Genomic DNA, 17,044 nt, shown 5'->3' on the forward strand with positions numbered 1-17,044 from the left:
TCCCGCGGCCGCGTAGGCTCGGGGATCATGGCGATCGGTTCCACAGTCCACACATTCGAAGTGCAGCTCGCTGACACCGATCGCGGCGTCTACGAGGACTACTCGCTGCGCGTGGCGCGGCATCCGTCCGAGACCGATGCCTACATGCTCACCCGCGTGCTGGCCTACGGGCTCGAGTTCGCCGAGGGAATCGCGTTCGGCGGCAGCATCTCGTCGACCGAAGAACCCGCGGTTCTCGTGCGCGACCTCACCGGACTCATCACGGCCTGGGTCGAGATCGGGGCGCCCGACGCCGAGCGACTGCACTACGGCAGCAGGCTCGCCGAACGCACCGTGGTCTACACCCACCGCGACCCCGCCAAGGTGATGGCGCAGTGGACCGACAAGCGCATCCACCGCCGCGAGGACATCCGCGTCTACAGCTTCGACCCCGGGTTCATCGAGACCGCGGCCGCACTGATCGAGCGCCGCAACACGATGACCCTCACCGTGACCGAGAGCGTGATCTACCTCGACCTCAACGGCACGAACCTGACCTCCGCCGTGCACGTGCACGAGCTGGCCTGACCCGCGCCCGCGTCCGCGTCCGCGTCGCGCCGCTACCTCCGCCGAGTGCACGGCTTCTCGCCGAACGCACGGCTTCCGCACGCACACATCCCGTGCACTCGACGGCAAGCCGTGCACCCGCGACTGCGGCGAATGCACGGGACTGCAGCAGCGCTGCGGTGGATGCAGCGCCACCGGAGCGCGGGAACTTACCGAGTGCACGGCTTCTCGCCGAGCGCACGGCTTCCGCACGCACACATCCCGTGCACTCGACGGCAAGCCGTGCACTCGACGGCGGTCAGAGGCGGGGGGACCTCGACGCGAGGGCGCGCGGGGGACGCGAAAGGCCCCGTCCGCAGAAGCGGACGGGGCCTTCATCACGAGAGCGCTCAGGCAGTCAGGTCGGCCGCGGTCGGCACGCGACCGGCGATCTCCTCGATCACGTCGTCGTCGAGACGCGCATTCTCGAACGGTGCGTCGATCTCGGCACGCTCGAGCAGTTCGGTCATGCGACGCTGGCGCTGACGCGTGATCAGCGTGACGACACGACCCGAGCGGCCTGCGCGACCTGTGCGACCCGAACGGTGCAGGTACGTCTTGTACTCGTCGGGGGCGTCGGCCTGGACGACCAGGTCGATGTCGTCGACGTGGATGCCGCGGGCTGCGACATCGGTGGCCACGAGCACGCTCACGCGGCCCGAAGTCAGACGCTCGAGGTTGCGCGTGCGCTTGGCCTGGTTCAGGTCACCGTGCAGCGAGACGGCCGGGATGCCGGCATCGTCGAACTGCTCTGCGAGCATGTCGGCGTAGGCACGGGTGCGAGCGAAGACCAGAGTCTTGCCTGCACGGTCGACGAGCGAGGTGAGGATGTCGGCCTTGTCGCGGTGCTCGATCACGAGCACGCGGTGCTCGATCGTGCTGGAGTCCTGGTCTTCACCGGCGACCTCGTAGACGGCCGGGTCGACGAGGAACTCGTCGACGAGCGCCGCGACCTCACGGTCGAGCGTGGCCGAGAACAGCAGCTTCTGGCTGCCGTCTGCCGTGTGGCGCAGGATGCGCTGCACGGGCTCGACGAATCCGAGCTCGCACATGTGGTCGGCCTCGTCGAGCACCGCGATGCGGCAGTCCGAGAGGTCGAGCTTGCCCTGGTTGATGAGGTCCTCGACGCGGCCGGGGGTGCCGATCACGATGTCGACGCCCTTCTTGAGCGCACCGACCTGACGACCCTGCGGCACACCACCGTAGATCTGCGTGGTGAACAGGCCGACGCTGCGGGCGATCGGCTGGATGGTGCGGTCGATCTGCAGCGCGAGCTCACGCGTCGGGGCGAGGATGATCGCGCGCGGCGACCGACCGAACTCGCGGCGCTTGCCGGCCTGCGACTGCAGCACGCGCTCGACGAGCGGGGCGCCGAAGGCGATGGTCTTGCCGGAGCCGGTGCGGCCGCGGGCGAGCACGTCGCGTCCTGCGAGGACGGCCGGGATGCTGGCGGCCTGGATCGCGAACGGCGAAGCGGCGCCCATTCCGACGAGGGTCTCGACGATGTTGGAGCCGAGACCGAGGTCGCCGAACGTCACGCCATCGACCTCGACGGCCGCGACGGACTTCGCCTCGAGGCGCTCGTGCACGACGTCGTCACCGGGTGCGAACTTCGCTCCGGTCGAGGCGGGACGGCTGGTGGCGTTCCAGTCGTTGCGGCTCGGACGCTCGTTGCGGGCCGGGCGACCGCGGGTGTCGGAGGTCAGCGGACGGGGACGCTCGGTGCGGTACGCGCCACCGGTCGACGGGCGCGAACGCTCGTCGCGGCCGCCCTCGAAGGAGCGCTGCGTGCGATCGCGGTCGAAAGCACGGCGGGCGCGGTCGGCGTCGAACGAACGCTCCGGACGGTCTGCGCCACGGCTCGGTGCGCCGGCGCCACGGTCGTCACGACGCGGACGCTCGTCACGGTCGAAGCGCTGTCCGCCACGGTCGTCACGGTATCCACCGGCGCCCGAGGGACGCTGACCACGACGGTCGTCGCGCACGGGGCGTCCACCGTCACGGTGGTCGTTGTCGCGGAAGCCCTGACGCTGGGTGCCAGCACCGCGGTCGTCACGGCGCGGACGCTCGTCGCGCTGGCCACCGCGCTCGTCGCGGTAGGTGCCGGGGCCGGTCGGCCGCTGGCCGCCACGGTCGTCACGACGCGGGCGGTCATCGCGGTCGAAGCGAGGACGCTCGGCGCCGCGGTCGAAGGAACGGGGACGCTCATCACGGCCACCCGAACGGGCCGGGCGCTCGTCGAAGCGGCGCGCACCGGTGGAGGGGCGGTCGTTGAAGCGCGGGCGCTCGGTGCGCTCGTCGCTGCGGTGGTGCGGAGCCTCGCGGCGTCCGGACTCTGCACGGTTGCGGATGCCGCGGGCCTCGTCACGGCCGGCGCGCTCCTGCGCGTTCCAACGCTGCTTGGGGGCACCCGTCTCGGCCTCGGCCGGACGGTATCCGCGGTGGCTCGCGCTGCGGCTGCCAGGACGACGGTCGTAGCCGCCGGCTGCGGGGGCTGCACGGCGGTCACCGGCATCCGATCGTCCACCGCGCTCGTCGCGCGCACCGTCACGGGCAGGCGCACCGTGGTGACGGTCGTGGAAGGAAGTCTTGTTCGCGCCGTATCGCGGCTCGAAATTGCGGGCGGGTCGACCGCCCTGGGGCTTCTTGCTCTTCGGCATGGGGGGTATCTGCTTTCGTTCTCGCACGAGAACAGCACTGCGCGCACAGGCGCACCGTGAGCTTTGCTCAGGGGGCCGGTTGGGACGAGCCGGGGCTATTCATGTGATGGTTCATGTGCGTCGATGGACGCTCACCATCGGCCCCTGGACTCACACTTCACACACATAAAACGTCCGCGCCTTGCGCGGGTGTCCGAAGCCGACCGCACAAGTGTAGCCGACGCACCTGAGAGAGTGCCCAGCCCCTACGCTGATGGAGTGATCTCCGTCTCCCCCACCGGTACCCAGATCGTCCTGCAGCTCGGCGACGTCACCGCGCAGATCGCACAGGTCGGCGCATCGCTGCGCGCCCTGCGCATCGGGGGTGTCGACCTCGTCCCGCCTTATCCCGCGGACTCCGCGACGCCCGCCTGCTCCGGTGTCGTGCTCGCGCCGTGGCCCAACCGGGTGCGCGATGGCGAGTGGGACGACGCCGGCACCACCAGACAGCTCGCGATCACCGAGCCGAAGCTCCACAACGCCAGCCACGGACTGCTGCGCTTCAGCGCCTACGAGATCGCTCAGACCGAGACAGCAGCCGTGCTGCGGGCGACGATCGTGCCGCAGACCGGCTACCCGTACCTGATCGAGACCTCGGTCACGTACACCCTGACGGCCGACGGTATCGATGTCGCACATTCGCTCACGAACCGTTCGCCGAAGCCTGCACCTGTCGCCCTCGGCACGCATCCCTTCGTCACGATCGGCGACGTCGATCCGCACGACCTGGTGCTGCAGGTGCCCGCTGAGACCGCGTTCGAGACCGACGAGCGGATGCTGCCGACCGGCACCCGTCCGGCCGATGCAGCGCTGCGTGCCGGCGTGCGCCTGGGCGACATCGAGCTCGACACCGGATTCACCGTGCTCGCGCGCGACGCCGACGGGCTCGTGCGGCACTCGCTCACCGCGCCTGATGGCCGCCGGGTCACGCTCTGGCAGGGTGAGGGTTTCGACTATGTGCAGGTGTACACGACGCCCGCCTATCCGGGGCAGACCCTCGCGGTGGCGATCGAGCCGATGACCGCGCCGGCCGATGCGCTCAACAGCGGCCTCGGCATCCGGCGCCTGGCCCCCGACGAGACCTGGACCCTGCACTGGGGCATCACGCTGAGCTGACACTCTCCTTCGAATCGCGCAAATGGCCCCATTTCCTTCCAGAAAGGGGCCATTCGCGCGATTCGACGCAGCGTGCGGCTACTCCCCGCGGTCGCGGAGCTCGCGCCGCGTGAGCTGCGGGGCATGCGGCAGCCCCGAGGCGTCAATCAGCACCGGCTGAGCCGACGCCACGGCGGCACCGGACACAGTAGGGCCGACCGGGGCATCCGGCTTCGGCGTCTCGCCGGCACCCGAGCCACCGGCCTTGCGCGCTGCACGCCGCTCCTTGGCGCCTTCGACGAGGTTGTACAGCGTCGGCAGCACGATCAGTGTCAGCACGGTCGAGGAGATCAGCCCGCCGATCACGACGATCGCGAGCGGCTGCGAGATGAACCCGCCGTGGCCCGTGATGCCGAGGGCCATCGGAGTGAGCGCGAGGATCGTCGCGAGCGCGGTCATCAGGATCGGCCGCAGACGCTTCTCGCCACCGGCCTTGACCGCCTCGATGGTCGACAGACCCTTCTCCCGATACTGGTTCACGAGGTCGACGAGAACGATCGCGTTCGTCACCACGATGCCGATGAGCATCAGCACACCGATCAGCGACGCGACACCGAGCGGCACGCCCGTCGCGATCTGCAGCAGGATCGCACCGGTCGCCGCGAACGGCACCGACACGAGCAGCAGCAGCGGCTGGCGCAGCGACTTGAACGTCGCGACCATGACCACGTACACGATCAGGATGGCCGCGAGCATCGCGAGGCCGAGCTGCGAGAACGAGTCAGCCTGCTGCGACGCGACACCGCCGACCTCTGCGGATGCGCCGTCCGGCAGGTCGACCGCCGCGAGCGCTTCGTTCACCGACTGCGTGGCCGTTGCCAGGTTGTCGGATGCCGGGGGCACCGTGATGGTCGAGGTGCGACGCCCCTGCTCGGTGGTGATCGAGGTGGGTCCGTTCTGCTGCTCGACGGTCGCGATGTCCTGCAGCTGCACGATGCCGGCCGGAGTCGGGATCGAGAGCTCCTTGAGCGCTTCGACCGTGGTCGGCGGGTTCGGGGTGACGATGTAGACGGTCAGCGCGGTGTCGTCGATCTCGACCGAGCCGGCCTGCTGCGGGCGCATGGTGCCGGAGACGATCGAACCGACTGCGACCTCGGAGAGTCCGCGCTCGGCGGCGGCTTCCCGGTTGACCACGACGGCGATGTACGGCAGCGAAGCCGCGAGGTTGTCGGTGACCTGGCCCACACCATCGCGCCCGTCGAGCTCCTTGACGAGAGAATCCGTCGCGGTCTGGAGGTCGTCGGCGTTCGACGCGCTGACCGTGATCTCGATGTCGCTGGATCCGAAGCCGGCCGATGCCGACACGGCCACGTCGCCCACCTCGTCGCCGAGGCCGTCGATCGCATCCTGCACATCGGCGCGGAGCTTCTCCTGGTCGGCACCGGAATCGGTCAGCACGGAGTACGTGACGCCCGCACCGCCGGAGAAGGCGTCGCTGAGGGCCGAGCCGCTGGTGCCGATCGACGCCTGCACGTGCTCGATGCCGTCGACGTCGAGCAGTGCGTCTTCCACGGCGACCGCGGCATCCGACTTCGCCTGCAGGCTCGCCGTCGGGCCGAGGTCCTGCGTGATGGTCATGGTGTTCTGACCCGAGTCGCCGAGGAAGTTGACCTTCATCAGCGGCGCAGCGGCGAGCGTGGCGCCGAGCACGACGACCGCAAGGATCACCGTGATGCCGGAGTGCTTGAGCGTCCACCCCAGGATCGGACGGTACTGCCGCTGCAGCCACGTGGGCGGGGCGTCAGGGTGCTCGGGGTCGATCGCGTTGCCGTGCTCGTCGAGCAGGGGCTTGCCGGGCTTGAGGAACCAGTACGCCAGCACCGGCACGATCGTGAGGGCGACCAGGAGCGAGGCGACCATGGCGATGGTCACGGTCATGGCGAACGGACGGAACAGCTCCCCGACCATGTCGCCGACGAACATGATCGGCAGGAACACCGCGACCGTGGTGATGGTCGATGCGGTGATGGCCATGGCGACCTCGCGCACGGCGAGACGGATCGCATCGCCCTTGTCGGCGTCACCGACGTAATGTCGCTTGATGTTCTCGATCACGACGATGGAGTCGTCGACCACTCGACCGATCGCGATCGTGAGCGCGCCGAGAGTGAGCACGTTGAGCGAGTAGCCGAACGCCTGCAGCCCGATGAACGTGATCAGCACGCTGGTCGGGATCGAGATCGCAGTCACGAGCGTCGAACGGACCGACAGCAGGAACAGCAGGATCACGAGCACCGCGAACACCAGCCCGAGCAGACCCTCGGTGGCCAGCGTCTCGATCGACTGCACGATGAACGGCGCCTGGTCGAAGATCACCGTGAATTCGGCGTCGGGGAAGGCCTTGCCGATCGTGTCGAGGGCGGCGATGACGCCGTTCGACACCTCGACCGTGTTCGCGGCCGGAAGCTTGGTGATCGAGATCGAGAGCGCGTCCTTGCCGTCGACCCTCGAGATGGAGGTGACAGGGTCGGACTCTTGCACGACCGTCGCCACGTCGCCGATGGTGACGTCGGTGCCGACCAGCGGAAGCGCGGCGATCTCCTCGACGGACGTGATCTTCGCTCCGGTCTGCACCGTGAGCGTCTGACCGTCCTGGGTGATGTCACCGCCGGGGAAGAGCGTGCCGTTCTGCTCCAGCGCATCGCTGATCGCCTTCGTGCTCTCGCCGGCGGCTGCGAGTTTCGCCACGTCAGGCGTGATGCTGATGCGCTGCCCCACCCCACCGACGATCTCGGCCGCGTTGACACCGTCGACGTCTTCGAGTTCGGGGATCGCGACGGATTCGAGTTCGGCCTGCGCGTTGTCGGCATCCTCGAACCCTGTGACGGCGACCTGGATCACCGGGAAGTCGTCGATGGACACCGACAGCACCTGCGGGGTCACATCCTCCGGCAGCTGTGAGGAGATGCGGTTGATCGCCTGCTGGATCTTCTGCTCGGCCGTGGCGAGATTCGTGCCGTAGGCGAACATCGCCTGCACGATCGACGCGTTCGTGGTGCTCGTCGCGGTGGTCGACTCCAGCCCAGGCACACCCTGGATCGCCGCCTCGACCGGCGTGGACACGTCGTTCTCGACCACCTCGGGAGAGGCGCCGGGGTAGGTCGTCATGACGACGAGCGCCGGCAGCTCCAGCGACGGGATCAGCTCCTGCTTGAGGTTCGTGAGCGCGAGCCCACCGAACACCGCCGCGACGATGGTGATGAGAGCGATGAGCGCACGGTTCTTGAGGCTCAGGATGGCGAGTTTCGACAAGGCGGTTTCCTCGGTGTCAGGGTGTGGCTGTCGCTGCGGAGGGAGTGGAGACGGAATCTCCGAGGATCCGCGCCAGTGCGGTCTCGATGAAGGACTGTTCGAGGCGGGCGTCGCGGATCTGCATGCTCCACATGACACCGTCGATGAAGATCATCGCCGCTTGAGCACGATCTGCGCCATAGGTCGGCTGGAGAAGTTCGACCAGTCGATCAGACATGTGGCGCGCGAGATCCCGCAGGCGGGGGTCGTGCACGGCGGCGGTGACCACGGCACGGTCGGCCTGTACCGCATGATGGTCGTCCATGCTCTCGAACACGAGGGCGGCGATCACCGCGGGGCTGTCGCCGCGTTCGGCGATGGTCTGACGGACGCCGTCGAGGCGCGCGTCGACCTCTTCGGCGAGCGCCCGGAAGGCCGCGGCACGGAGATCGTCGAGGGTGTCGAAGTACTGGGTCGTCGCGCCGAGTGGCACTCCTGCGCGAGCGGCGACCATGCGATGGGTGACGGCATCGGCGCCCACTTCGACGATGAGCTCGGCGGCGGCGGTCACGATCTCCCGACGGCGCGCTTCAGGGTCACGTCGACGACGCGCACCTTCCGCCATCGAGCACCTCCTGGACATCCGTACATGTACATTTGTACATTTCCGGATTGTGAGGACGCTGGGAGGGCTCCCCTCAGCCCTTCGCCATGGGGCTCCGAAGCTTCATCCGGATCACGACGAGCATCCCCGCGAGCGTGAGTGCGATGCCCCACACCTGCATCGGCCCTGGCGGCGCGGAGAGCCCGAAGACTGCGGAGGCGACGCCGACGAGCAGCGGGACCGCAAGCCCCAGGAGCGCGGCGAACGAGGGCCCGGCTGACAATATGACGCGGTGCTGCACCAGGTATGCGGGCACGTAGACGCCGAGACCGAGCAGCGCGAGCACCCCGATCGTCACGAGGTCGACCTGCGTGCCGGAGCTCGACTCGACGACCGCCCAGAGCACCAGCGGAACACTCCCGAGGGCGAAGATAGGCAGGATGCGCGGCGTCATCGGCCCGCGGTATCCCCGGTTGACGTGCGCGAAGAGCAGTCCGTAGCCGGCCATCGAGAGCATCGCCGCGACCGCGGCGAGCACGCCCCAGCCGGCACTGGCCCCTGATGCGCCACCGACACGAGGAACGATGTAGAGCGCGGTGCCGGCGATCGCCACTCCCGTCGCGACGAGAACGAGTGGTGGCACTCGCACTTTCGTCAGAGCGCTCTCGAGCAGCAGGACGACGACCGGAGACAGCGCGAGGATCAGGCTCGGGATCGCGGGACCGGCGAGTGCGATCGCGACGGTCGAGAGCAGGGTGTACCCCGCGACGCCGGTGGCCGAGAGCACGGCCAGTTGCAACCATCGGTAGCGTCGGACCGTGACCAGCGGATAGACCGGACCGGAACGTGATCCCGGGCGATGCGAGAGCACCACCAGCAAGAACAGTCCGAGCGCCGCGAAGCCCGTGCGCCCCGCCGACACCACGCCGACGCCAGCGCCCTGCAGCGCGATCCCTGCGATCACCCAGGTCGCGGCGAGCAGCACCACGAGCACGAGCGACTCCAGCGCGAGCCGCCGGCGCCCGGTCTTCGATGAGACCGGCGACGCGGCGCCCCGCGAGGAGTTCATACCAGCGCGGCCTCGACCTGCCCGCGCTCGAAGTAGGCCACGAGCTCGGGGTCGAGCGGCGGGATCTCGATCGCCGAACCGTCACCCCGCAGCGAAGCGGTGGCGAGGATTCCGGCGGCCACGGCCTCACGCGCAGCGACCGGCGATGTCTCGGTCAGCCCGCCGTCCTTCACGAAGCGCAGGAACTCGGCCACGAGCAGCGCGTCGGCACCGTCGTGTCCGGCATCCGGCACCTCCGGCACGATGAAGGTCTCGTCGGCCGCCGCGGCTCCCGCATGCCGCCGATTCCACAGCCCGACCTCGCTGCCGGCTACGTCGCCGAAGTTCTCGATGCGCCCCTCGGTGCCGATCACCGTGTAGTTGCGCCAGTAGTCGGGAGTGAAGTGGCACTGCTGGTACGACGCGAAGATCCCGCCCTCCAGCTGCATGTTCACCATCGAGATGTCCTCGACGTCGACCACCGGGTGCAGCCCCGTGAGCGCGGTCGGCGGCCAGTTGTCCATGCTGAACCAGTCGGGCATCCGCTCCCCCGTCCGGTCACGCCGGTCGGTGATGTCGCCGTACACGCTCAGCGCCCCCATCGCGGAGACCCGTTCGCTGTAGGCACCGGCGAGCCAGTGGATGATGTCGATGTCGTGGGCGCCCTTCTGCAGCAGCAGCCCCGTTGTGCGGCGACGATCGGCGTGCCAGTCCTTGAAGTAGAAGTCGCCGCCGTGGCCGACGAAGTGCCGCACCCAGACCGCCTTGACCTGGCCGATGCGTCCGCTCAGGATCAGATCGCGCATCAGCGTGATCACGGGCATGTGCCGCATATTGTGGCCGATGTAGAGGCCGCTGCCGGTACGCCGGGCGGTCTCGAGCATCGCGTCGGCATCGGCGAGGTCGATCGCGAGCGGCTTCTCGCAGAACACCGGAACGCCGGCTTCGAGGGCGCGGATGCTGAGCGCTGCATGCGTGTCATCGGGCGTGAGCACCATGACGGCGTCGACACCCGAGGCCAGCAGCTCGTCGAGCGAGTCGGTGATGAGCGCGTCCGGCACGAGAGCGCGGGCGTCTTCGCGAGCGCGGGGTGCGAGGTCGCACACGGCCGAGATGCGCGAGCCGTGCCCCGGACGATGCACCTCTTCCTGGAGGGTCGAGCGCGCGCCGAAGCCGATGATGCCGATCTGGAGATCCACGATGGTCCTTCTGTGTGATGAGTCTGTGCGGGATGCGGAGGTCAACGGGCCCGCGGTGCGGGGGCGTCGAGGTCGGTCGAACCGCCGGGGAAGAGCGTCCACGCGAAGTCGTGCAGGCGCCCGGGGGTGGGGTCGGTCTCGAGGGCGCGGTCGACGATGATGCGCGCCTGCCGCTCGTAGAAGTCGGTCGGACCGACGGTCGTGAGGGTGGGCGCGATCAGGCAGGCGTCCGGGGTGTTGCCGACACCCACCACCGCGACGTCGTGCGGCACCCTGAGGCCGAGCATGTGCGCGGCGTTGATCGCGGCGATGGCGGCGAAGTCGGTCGTGGCGTACACCGCTCGCGGCCGGTTCTCACCCGACAGCAGCTCGACCGCGGCGGTGAAGGCGCTCGCCTGGGTGTCGGCGTACGTCACTGTCCAGCTCGGGTCGGGCTCGATGCCGGCGGCCGCCAGCTTCTCGACGTAGGGCGTGTAGCGCGTGACCTGCTCGCCGGCGAGGCGCACGGCTCCCTCTGCGGCGATGCATCCGATCGCGCTGTGCCTCTCCAACAGGTGATCCATCGCGATCTCGCATCCGGGGATCGCGTCGGAGCGGATCACATCGAAGCCCTCGGGCTCGAGGTGCTCCGAGAACACGACGAGGCGCTGTCCACGCTGGACGAGGTCGTGCAGCTTCTCCCGCGCGTCTGCCTCGAACCCCACGGCGTCGAGGTAGGCGACGTCGCTCTCCACCCGGTCGAGGGCCGCGTGCCAGTCGCCATCGGCGAGGATCAGTGTCGTGAGCGCGTGCCGGTTGGCCTCGGCGTTGACCGCATCCGCAACGGCCAGCGACCACGGGTCACTGAGCATGTGCAGCGAGAGCTGCACCATGCCGCTGCGGCCCGTGCGGATCGTCCGCGCCGCGGTGTTCGGGCGGTAGTTGAGCTCGTCGGCGGCTGCCAGCACACGCGCGGCCGTCGTCTCGGCCACACCCGACCCTGTCGACCCGGCCCGCCCGGAGAACACGTACGACACGGTCGCTGTCGACACTCCGGCGCGTTCCGCCACCATGCGGAGGGTGGGGCGGCGGTGCGCCTGATGCTCGTTCCTGGTCATGACTCAGCCCTTCGATCCGCTGAAGGCGATGCCCTGGATGAACTGCCGCTGCAGGATCATGAACGTGATCAGCATCGGCAGCGTCGCAAGCAGCGCCCCCGCCATCAGCACGGGATAGTTCGTGCTGTGCAGGCCGACCAGCTGCGAGAGGCCGACCGACAGCGGCATCTTCGTCGGATCCGTCGTCACGATCAGAGGCCAGAGCAGATCGTTCCAGGACCACAGCACGGTGAACACCACAAGTGCGATGATGCCAGGCTTCGCGAGCGGAACCATGATCCGCCAGAAGGTCTGCCACGGATTGGCGCCGTCGATGCGCGCGGCCTCCTCGAGTTCCGCGGGCATCGACAGGAAGAACTGCCGCATCAGGAAGGTGCCGAAGGCACTGAAGATTCCGGGCACGATCAGGGCCTGAAGCGTGTTGAGCCACCCGAGCGCCTGGACGATCTCGTACTGCGGCAGCAGGTACAGCTGCGAGGGCACCATGAGCACCGACAGGAACAGCACGAACAGCGCGTTGCGTCCGGGGAAGGGGATGCGCGCGAACGCGTAACCGGCCATGGTGCACAACACCACCTGGCCCACAGTTCGTCCGATCGTGAGGATCACCGAGTTCAGGAACATCTGCGCGAACGGCATCGAGTCGAACACCTCGGCGAAGTTGGTGAAGACCCAGTTCGTCGGGAGCAGGCTCGGCGGCACCTGAATCGAGTCGGGCAACGACTTGAAGGCCGTGAACAGCTGCCAGATGAAGGGGAACACCATCAGGACGGCACCGACGATGAGCACGACGTGCACCACCCAGAGGCCGCGATTCTTCGGCGTGCCCGCCCGTTCCGGCGTGCGGGAGGAAGCGCCGACCACGGCGCGCGTGTCGAGGGAGACCTCACTCATAGTGCACCCACTTCTTCTGCAGACGGAACTGCACGACCGTGAGCAACAGGATGATCACGAGCAGCAGGAATGCGACGGCGGCTGCATAGCCACGATCGTTGTCGAGGAAGCCCGCTTCGTAGAAGAGGTAGACGACCGTGCGGGTGTTCGGCATCGCGGGGTTGCTGCGCCCGAGCATCATGTAGATGAGGTCGAACACCTGCAGGGCGCCGATCACGCTGATCACGCTGACGAAGAAGATCGACGGCGACAGCAGCGGGATCGTGATGGAGACGAACTTGCGCACGGGGCCCGCACCGTCGAGGTCGGCCGCCTCCATGATCGTGTCGGGGATGCCCTGGAGCCCGGCGAGGAAGATGACGATGTTCGTTCCGAGTCCCGCCCAGATGCCGACCACCGCGATCGCGATCAGCGCGGTGTTCGGGTCGGTGAGCCAGCTGCGACCTTCGATGCCTACTGCGCCGAGCCCGGCGTTGAGCACTCCGTAGTCGCCGTTGTAGATCATGCGCCAGACCAGCGCGATCGCGGCGGGCATGGTGACGACGGGGATGAAGTACAAGGTCCGATACGCGCTGCGACCCTTGAGCCCCGTGGTGTTCAACAGCGCCGCGATGGCGACAGCGAGCGGGATGCCGATGAGCGCGATCACGGTGTAGATCGCGGTGTTGCGAAGTGCCCCGATCAACTCGGGGTCCTGGAACAGGCGCGTGTAGTTCTCGATCCCGACCCACTCCGAGCCGCCGAACGGGCCGGACTTCGTGAACGAGATGATGAGAGTGCGGACGGTCGGCCAGAGGTAGAACACCGCGACGCCGAGCGCCGTGGGGCCGATGAAGACGAGGGCCCACCAGGGGGAGGCACTGGGGCTGCGTCGCCGCCGGCGGCGGATGCCGGGGGCTGGGGCCTCCGGCATCCGCTCCACGGTGGCGCGCGTGGGGGTCGCGATGCTCATGACCGGCTACTCCTGCTCGGCATCCAGGGCCGCCTGCATCTTCTCGGCGAGGTCTTTGAGGCCGGCCTCGGGCGTGACGGCTCCCGACCACACCTGCGAGAGGATCTCACTCTCGATGCTGGTCCATGCGGACGTGTTTCTGGACACCGGGTAGGGGACGGCGGTCTTGACGGCGTCGATGTAGACCTGAAGGTCGTACTGCGGGACGGCGTCGATCCAGGCCTGCTGGGTGCCGTTGAACGCGGGGATCGCGGTGCCGGTGTCGGCCTGGATCTTCGCGGCCTGCTCCCCGCTCGCGAACGCGGCGAACTCCTTGGCGATATCGAGGTGGGCACTCTTGGCGTTGACGACATTCGAGAGGCCGTGGATCACGCTCTGGTTGCCCTCGCTTCCGGCAGGCAATGGCGCGACATCGATCTTGTCGGCGATGTCGGGGTTGGCCGCATACGTGCCGCCGGCCCAGGAGCCGTTCTGGAACATCGCGACCTTGCCGGAGAGGAACATGTCCTCCGGCGAGGTGTCCGTCATCTGCTGCGCGGTCGGCGAGGAACCGGCCGCGATCAGATCGGTCCACAGCTCGATACCTGCGAGCGCCTCCGGCGAGCCGTATCCGCTCTTCGTACCATCAGCGGAGATCACCTCGCCGCCCGCCTGCGCGATCGAGTCGTAGTAGTTCTCCTGGCCGAACTGGCTTGCCGCGACGCCGAACTGCCCTTTCGCAGGATCGGTGAGCTTCGCCGCAGTCGCGGTGAAGTCGTCCCAGGTCCATCCGGCGGCCGGGTAGGCCACGCCTGCGGCGTCGAAGAGCTCTTTGTTGTACCAGACGGCGACGGTGTCGAAGTCCTTCGGTGCGCCGTAGAGCTTGCCGTCGTAGGTGTAGAGGTCGACAAGCCCCTTCGGGTAGTCGGCGGGGTCGAGCGCGTCCCCGTCGAGCGGCGCGAGCTGGCCGTTCGACGCGTACAGCTGGAAATTCGGGCCGTTCATCCAGAAGACGTCTGAGGCGGAGCCACCGGTCGCAGCGGTCTGCAGCTTGGTGAAGTACTCCTTGTAAGGCGTCACCTGGATGTCGATCGTGACGTTGGGGTGCTCGTCGGTGAAAGCATCGGCGATGTCGGCCATCGCCTCGTCCTGACCCTGCCAGGTGCTGTAGGTCAGCGTTATCTCGCCGCTCTCGTCGGCAGCGCCGCCCGAGGACGAGCAGGCGGAGAGAGCGAGCACGGCGGTTGCGGCGAGAGCGATGCCGGCCAGCGCCTTGGGCTGGCGGCGAGTGAAGCTGTGCATGGATGTACTCCTTCGTTGGACATCGATCCGGGTTACGACGAACGTCGTTGTTAATCGTTTAGCATGAGCGATGCTAGCGGTCGTTCCGCTCGCATGCAAGACTGCGAATTCGATCGGATCAGATCGCCTCGAAATGCAGCACCATCGCCTGCTGCACCGCGAGCGTCGGCAACGGAAGCCCCGCCGTCGTGAGCATCGCTCCGGGGAAGACCGGCGGCGCCATCGAAGCGCGGGTGACCCACGCGGGGTCCTCCGCCTGGTTCCTCAGCGCCCCGCCGAACTCATCGCGCACCCGGACCGCGTAGCTCCGCGCCGGGTCCAGACCGGGGAAGCGCACCCGCCCACTCTGCCCCGCGCCGGAGCTCGCGGTGCGCGCCCACAGGAACACGCCATCGCCGCCCGACGGGTCGACGACGCCGAAGAGCCACGTCCCGGGATCAGTCTCCTCCGGGTCGCCGTTCACGACCTCTCCGGAATGCAACAACGGCCGCAGCTCCCGGTAGAGGGCCGCCCACGCCGTGAGATCGCGCAGCGTAGACGGATCAGCACGCGTGAGGTCCATCTCGATCCCGGCATGGCCGAACAGAGCCACAGCAGCACGGAAGGAGAAATCGGTCACTCGGCCGCTCGTGTGCGCTCGCGCGTCGCCGATGTGGGCACCGATGAGCTCCAGCGGCAGAAGCTGCTGCGTCCACCTCACGATCGGGATGCGCTCGACGGGGTCGTTGCTGTCCGAAGCCCACACGCGATCGGCGCGATCCAGTATCCCCAGATCGACGCGCCCTCCACCGGACGCACACGACTCGATCTCCAGGCCCGGATGCCGACGGCGCAGCTCGTCGAGCAGCGCGTACACGGCGAGGGTCTGTCGATGCACCGCGGGCCGTCCTGCATCTTCGCGGGACACCGCCTCGAGGAGGTCGCGGTTGTGGTCCCACTTCAGGAAATCGATCCGATGGCGTGAGACCAGATCATCGAGTCGGGCCAGCACCAGCGCGTGCGCCTCGGGGCGGCCGAGATCGAGCACGTACTGATTCCGCGCCGGCGGCCCGAGTCCGACCGCTGGTCCCAGCACCCAATCCGGATGCGCCCTGGCGAGGTCCGAATCGAGGCTGATCATCTCGGGCTCGACCCACAGCCCGAACTGCATGCCGTGTGCGCGGACGCGCTGCACCAAGGGCTCCAGGCCGTGCGACCAGACCTGCTCGTCGACGATCCAGTCCCCGAGGCCGGCCCGAGCGTTCCGGCGCCCCCGGAACCACCCGTCGTCGAGCACGAATCGCTCGACCCCGACTCCGGCACCCGCATCGACAAGAGCGAGCAGCCGTTCCAGATCATGGTCGAAGTACACGGCTTCCCAGCTGTTGAGCGTCAGCGGGCGCGGCGAACGAGGGTGTCGCTCGCGGCGACGCAGCCGATCATGGAAGCGCCGGGCGATGCCGTCGGTCCCCTCGTCGGACCACGCGAAGAGCACAGGAGGGGTCGAATACCGCTCCCCCGCGGCGAGCCTGACCTCCCCGGGAGCGAGACTCTCGCCACCGCCGAGCACCGATCGAGCGACGCCTGCGCCCTCCGGCAGCCGTTCCACGAGGAGCCGCTGATCACCGCTCCACGCGGCATGCGCGGACCACACCTCACCTCGCCGGGCGCCGAACCCACGCTCCCCGCACATCATCACGTACGGCGAGTCCTGGCCCGGCTTACCCCGTCTCGTCCTGCGGAGGTGAAGGCCGTCCAGGAGCGGGGAGCGCTGCGGCCGCCTCTCGCCCGCCCACAGACCGGTGAAGTCGAGGGTCTCCACGGCTGCCGACGGGAGGGGGAGCAACGCGGTCAGCGCCGACACCGTGTACGGTTCCGGCCCCGCCGAATGGTCGCGCTCGACGGCGAGAACTGCGGAGAGCACACCGGCCGGATCCAGGTCGTAGTCGGCGGTGCACCGCAGGCCTGAGAGCCGGTCGTCGAGCACGAGGCGGATCCGCCCGCCGTCCGCCCGTGCCTCGTGTTCGACGTCGCGCAGCACCGGTCGCGGGGTGGTCGCCGCCCCGGCAACATGCCCTTCCAGAGCGGGAGTCCCCGCCCATGCCTCGTACTCGCTCGGCCACACCGAGAACACGCGCGGCGCATTCGGCGCGTTGTCGAGGACGGCGGGAGCCGCGCTGTCACGCAGCGCCACGAGGACGCTCTCGTCGTCCGGAAGCGCAGCGCCCCAATGCAGGATCAGGGGGACGTCCGGCGCCACATCGAGGACGAAGGACACCCCGGCAGAACGCAGATGCAGCAGTTCGCGACGCGCATCCAT

At 68.5% G+C, this 17,044-nt stretch carries 12 protein-coding genes; 2 read left to right on the forward strand and 10 right to left on the reverse strand.

Going from position 1 to position 17,044, the window contains the following annotated elements:
- Nucleotides 1-27: 27 nt before the first annotated feature.
- Nucleotides 28-567 carry a YaeQ family protein gene (locus CQ040_RS17905; RefSeq protein WP_105527517.1) on the forward strand — a complete coding sequence of 180 codons (540 nt, stop codon included), beginning with the start codon at nucleotides 28-30 and terminating at the stop codon, nucleotides 565-567.
- Nucleotides 568-935: 368 nt separating this feature from the next.
- Here CQ040_RS17905 and CQ040_RS17910 read toward each other — a convergent pair whose 3' ends face one another.
- A complete protein-coding gene (locus CQ040_RS17910) occupies nucleotides 936-3,245 on the reverse strand; it encodes a DEAD/DEAH box helicase (RefSeq protein WP_105527518.1) in 2,310 nt (769 codons plus the stop codon).
- A 258-nt stretch (nucleotides 3,246-3,503) separates the two neighbouring features.
- On the opposite strand from CQ040_RS17910, the gene CQ040_RS17915 reads away from it, so the two are divergent.
- Nucleotides 3,504-4,400 carry an aldose 1-epimerase family protein gene (locus CQ040_RS17915; protein ID WP_181156957.1) on the forward strand — a complete coding sequence of 299 codons (897 nt, stop codon included), beginning with the start codon at nucleotides 3,504-3,506 and terminating at the stop codon, nucleotides 4,398-4,400.
- A gap of 78 nt (nucleotides 4,401-4,478) precedes the next feature.
- Here CQ040_RS17915 and CQ040_RS17920 read toward each other — a convergent pair whose 3' ends face one another.
- From CQ040_RS17920 to CQ040_RS17960, 9 genes are all read right to left on the reverse strand, one after another.
- Complete coding sequence (locus CQ040_RS17920; RefSeq protein ID WP_105527519.1) at nucleotides 4,479-7,691, reverse strand: efflux RND transporter permease subunit; 3,213 nt, start codon at nucleotides 7,689-7,691, stop codon at nucleotides 4,479-4,481.
- A 16-nt stretch (nucleotides 7,692-7,707) separates the two neighbouring features.
- Complete coding sequence (locus CQ040_RS17925; protein ID WP_105527520.1) at nucleotides 7,708-8,295, reverse strand: TetR/AcrR family transcriptional regulator; 588 nt, start codon at nucleotides 8,293-8,295, stop codon at nucleotides 7,708-7,710.
- Nucleotides 8,296-8,368: 73 nt separating this feature from the next.
- Nucleotides 8,369-9,343: a DMT family transporter gene (locus tag CQ040_RS17930; RefSeq protein WP_105527521.1), complete on the reverse strand. Its 975-nt coding sequence runs from the start codon at nucleotides 9,341-9,343 to the stop codon at nucleotides 8,369-8,371.
- Entirely contained in the window at nucleotides 9,340-10,521 is a 1,182-nt protein-coding gene (locus CQ040_RS17935) for a Gfo/Idh/MocA family protein (RefSeq protein WP_219844725.1), read from the reverse strand. The genes CQ040_RS17930 and CQ040_RS17935 overlap by 4 nt, the downstream gene beginning before the upstream one ends.
- A 41-nt stretch (nucleotides 10,522-10,562) precedes the next feature.
- Entirely contained in the window at nucleotides 10,563-11,618 is a 1,056-nt protein-coding gene (locus CQ040_RS17940) for a LacI family DNA-binding transcriptional regulator (protein ID WP_105527522.1), read from the reverse strand.
- A 3-nt stretch (nucleotides 11,619-11,621) separates the two neighbouring features.
- Nucleotides 11,622-12,512 (reverse strand): carbohydrate ABC transporter permease, encoded by an 891-nt coding sequence (locus CQ040_RS17945; RefSeq protein ID WP_219844726.1) that lies wholly within the window; start codon nucleotides 12,510-12,512, stop codon nucleotides 11,622-11,624.
- Entirely contained in the window at nucleotides 12,505-13,464 is a 960-nt protein-coding gene (locus tag CQ040_RS17950) for a carbohydrate ABC transporter permease (protein ID WP_105527523.1), read from the reverse strand. Before CQ040_RS17950 ends, CQ040_RS17945 begins: the two co-directional genes overlap by 8 nt.
- A 6-nt stretch (nucleotides 13,465-13,470) precedes the next feature.
- The gene (locus CQ040_RS17955; RefSeq protein WP_105527524.1) at nucleotides 13,471-14,745 is read right to left on the reverse strand and encodes a sugar ABC transporter substrate-binding protein; all 1,275 of its coding nucleotides are present in this window, start codon (nucleotides 14,743-14,745) and stop codon (nucleotides 13,471-13,473) included.
- A gap of 118 nt (nucleotides 14,746-14,863) precedes the next feature.
- A complete protein-coding gene (locus CQ040_RS17960; RefSeq protein WP_105527525.1) occupies nucleotides 14,864-17,044 on the reverse strand; it encodes an alpha-galactosidase in 2,181 nt (726 codons plus the stop codon).

It is taken from the genome of Microbacterium sp. MYb54, assembly GCF_002979515.1.
Lineage (GTDB): Bacteria > Actinomycetota > Actinomycetes > Actinomycetales > Microbacteriaceae > Microbacterium.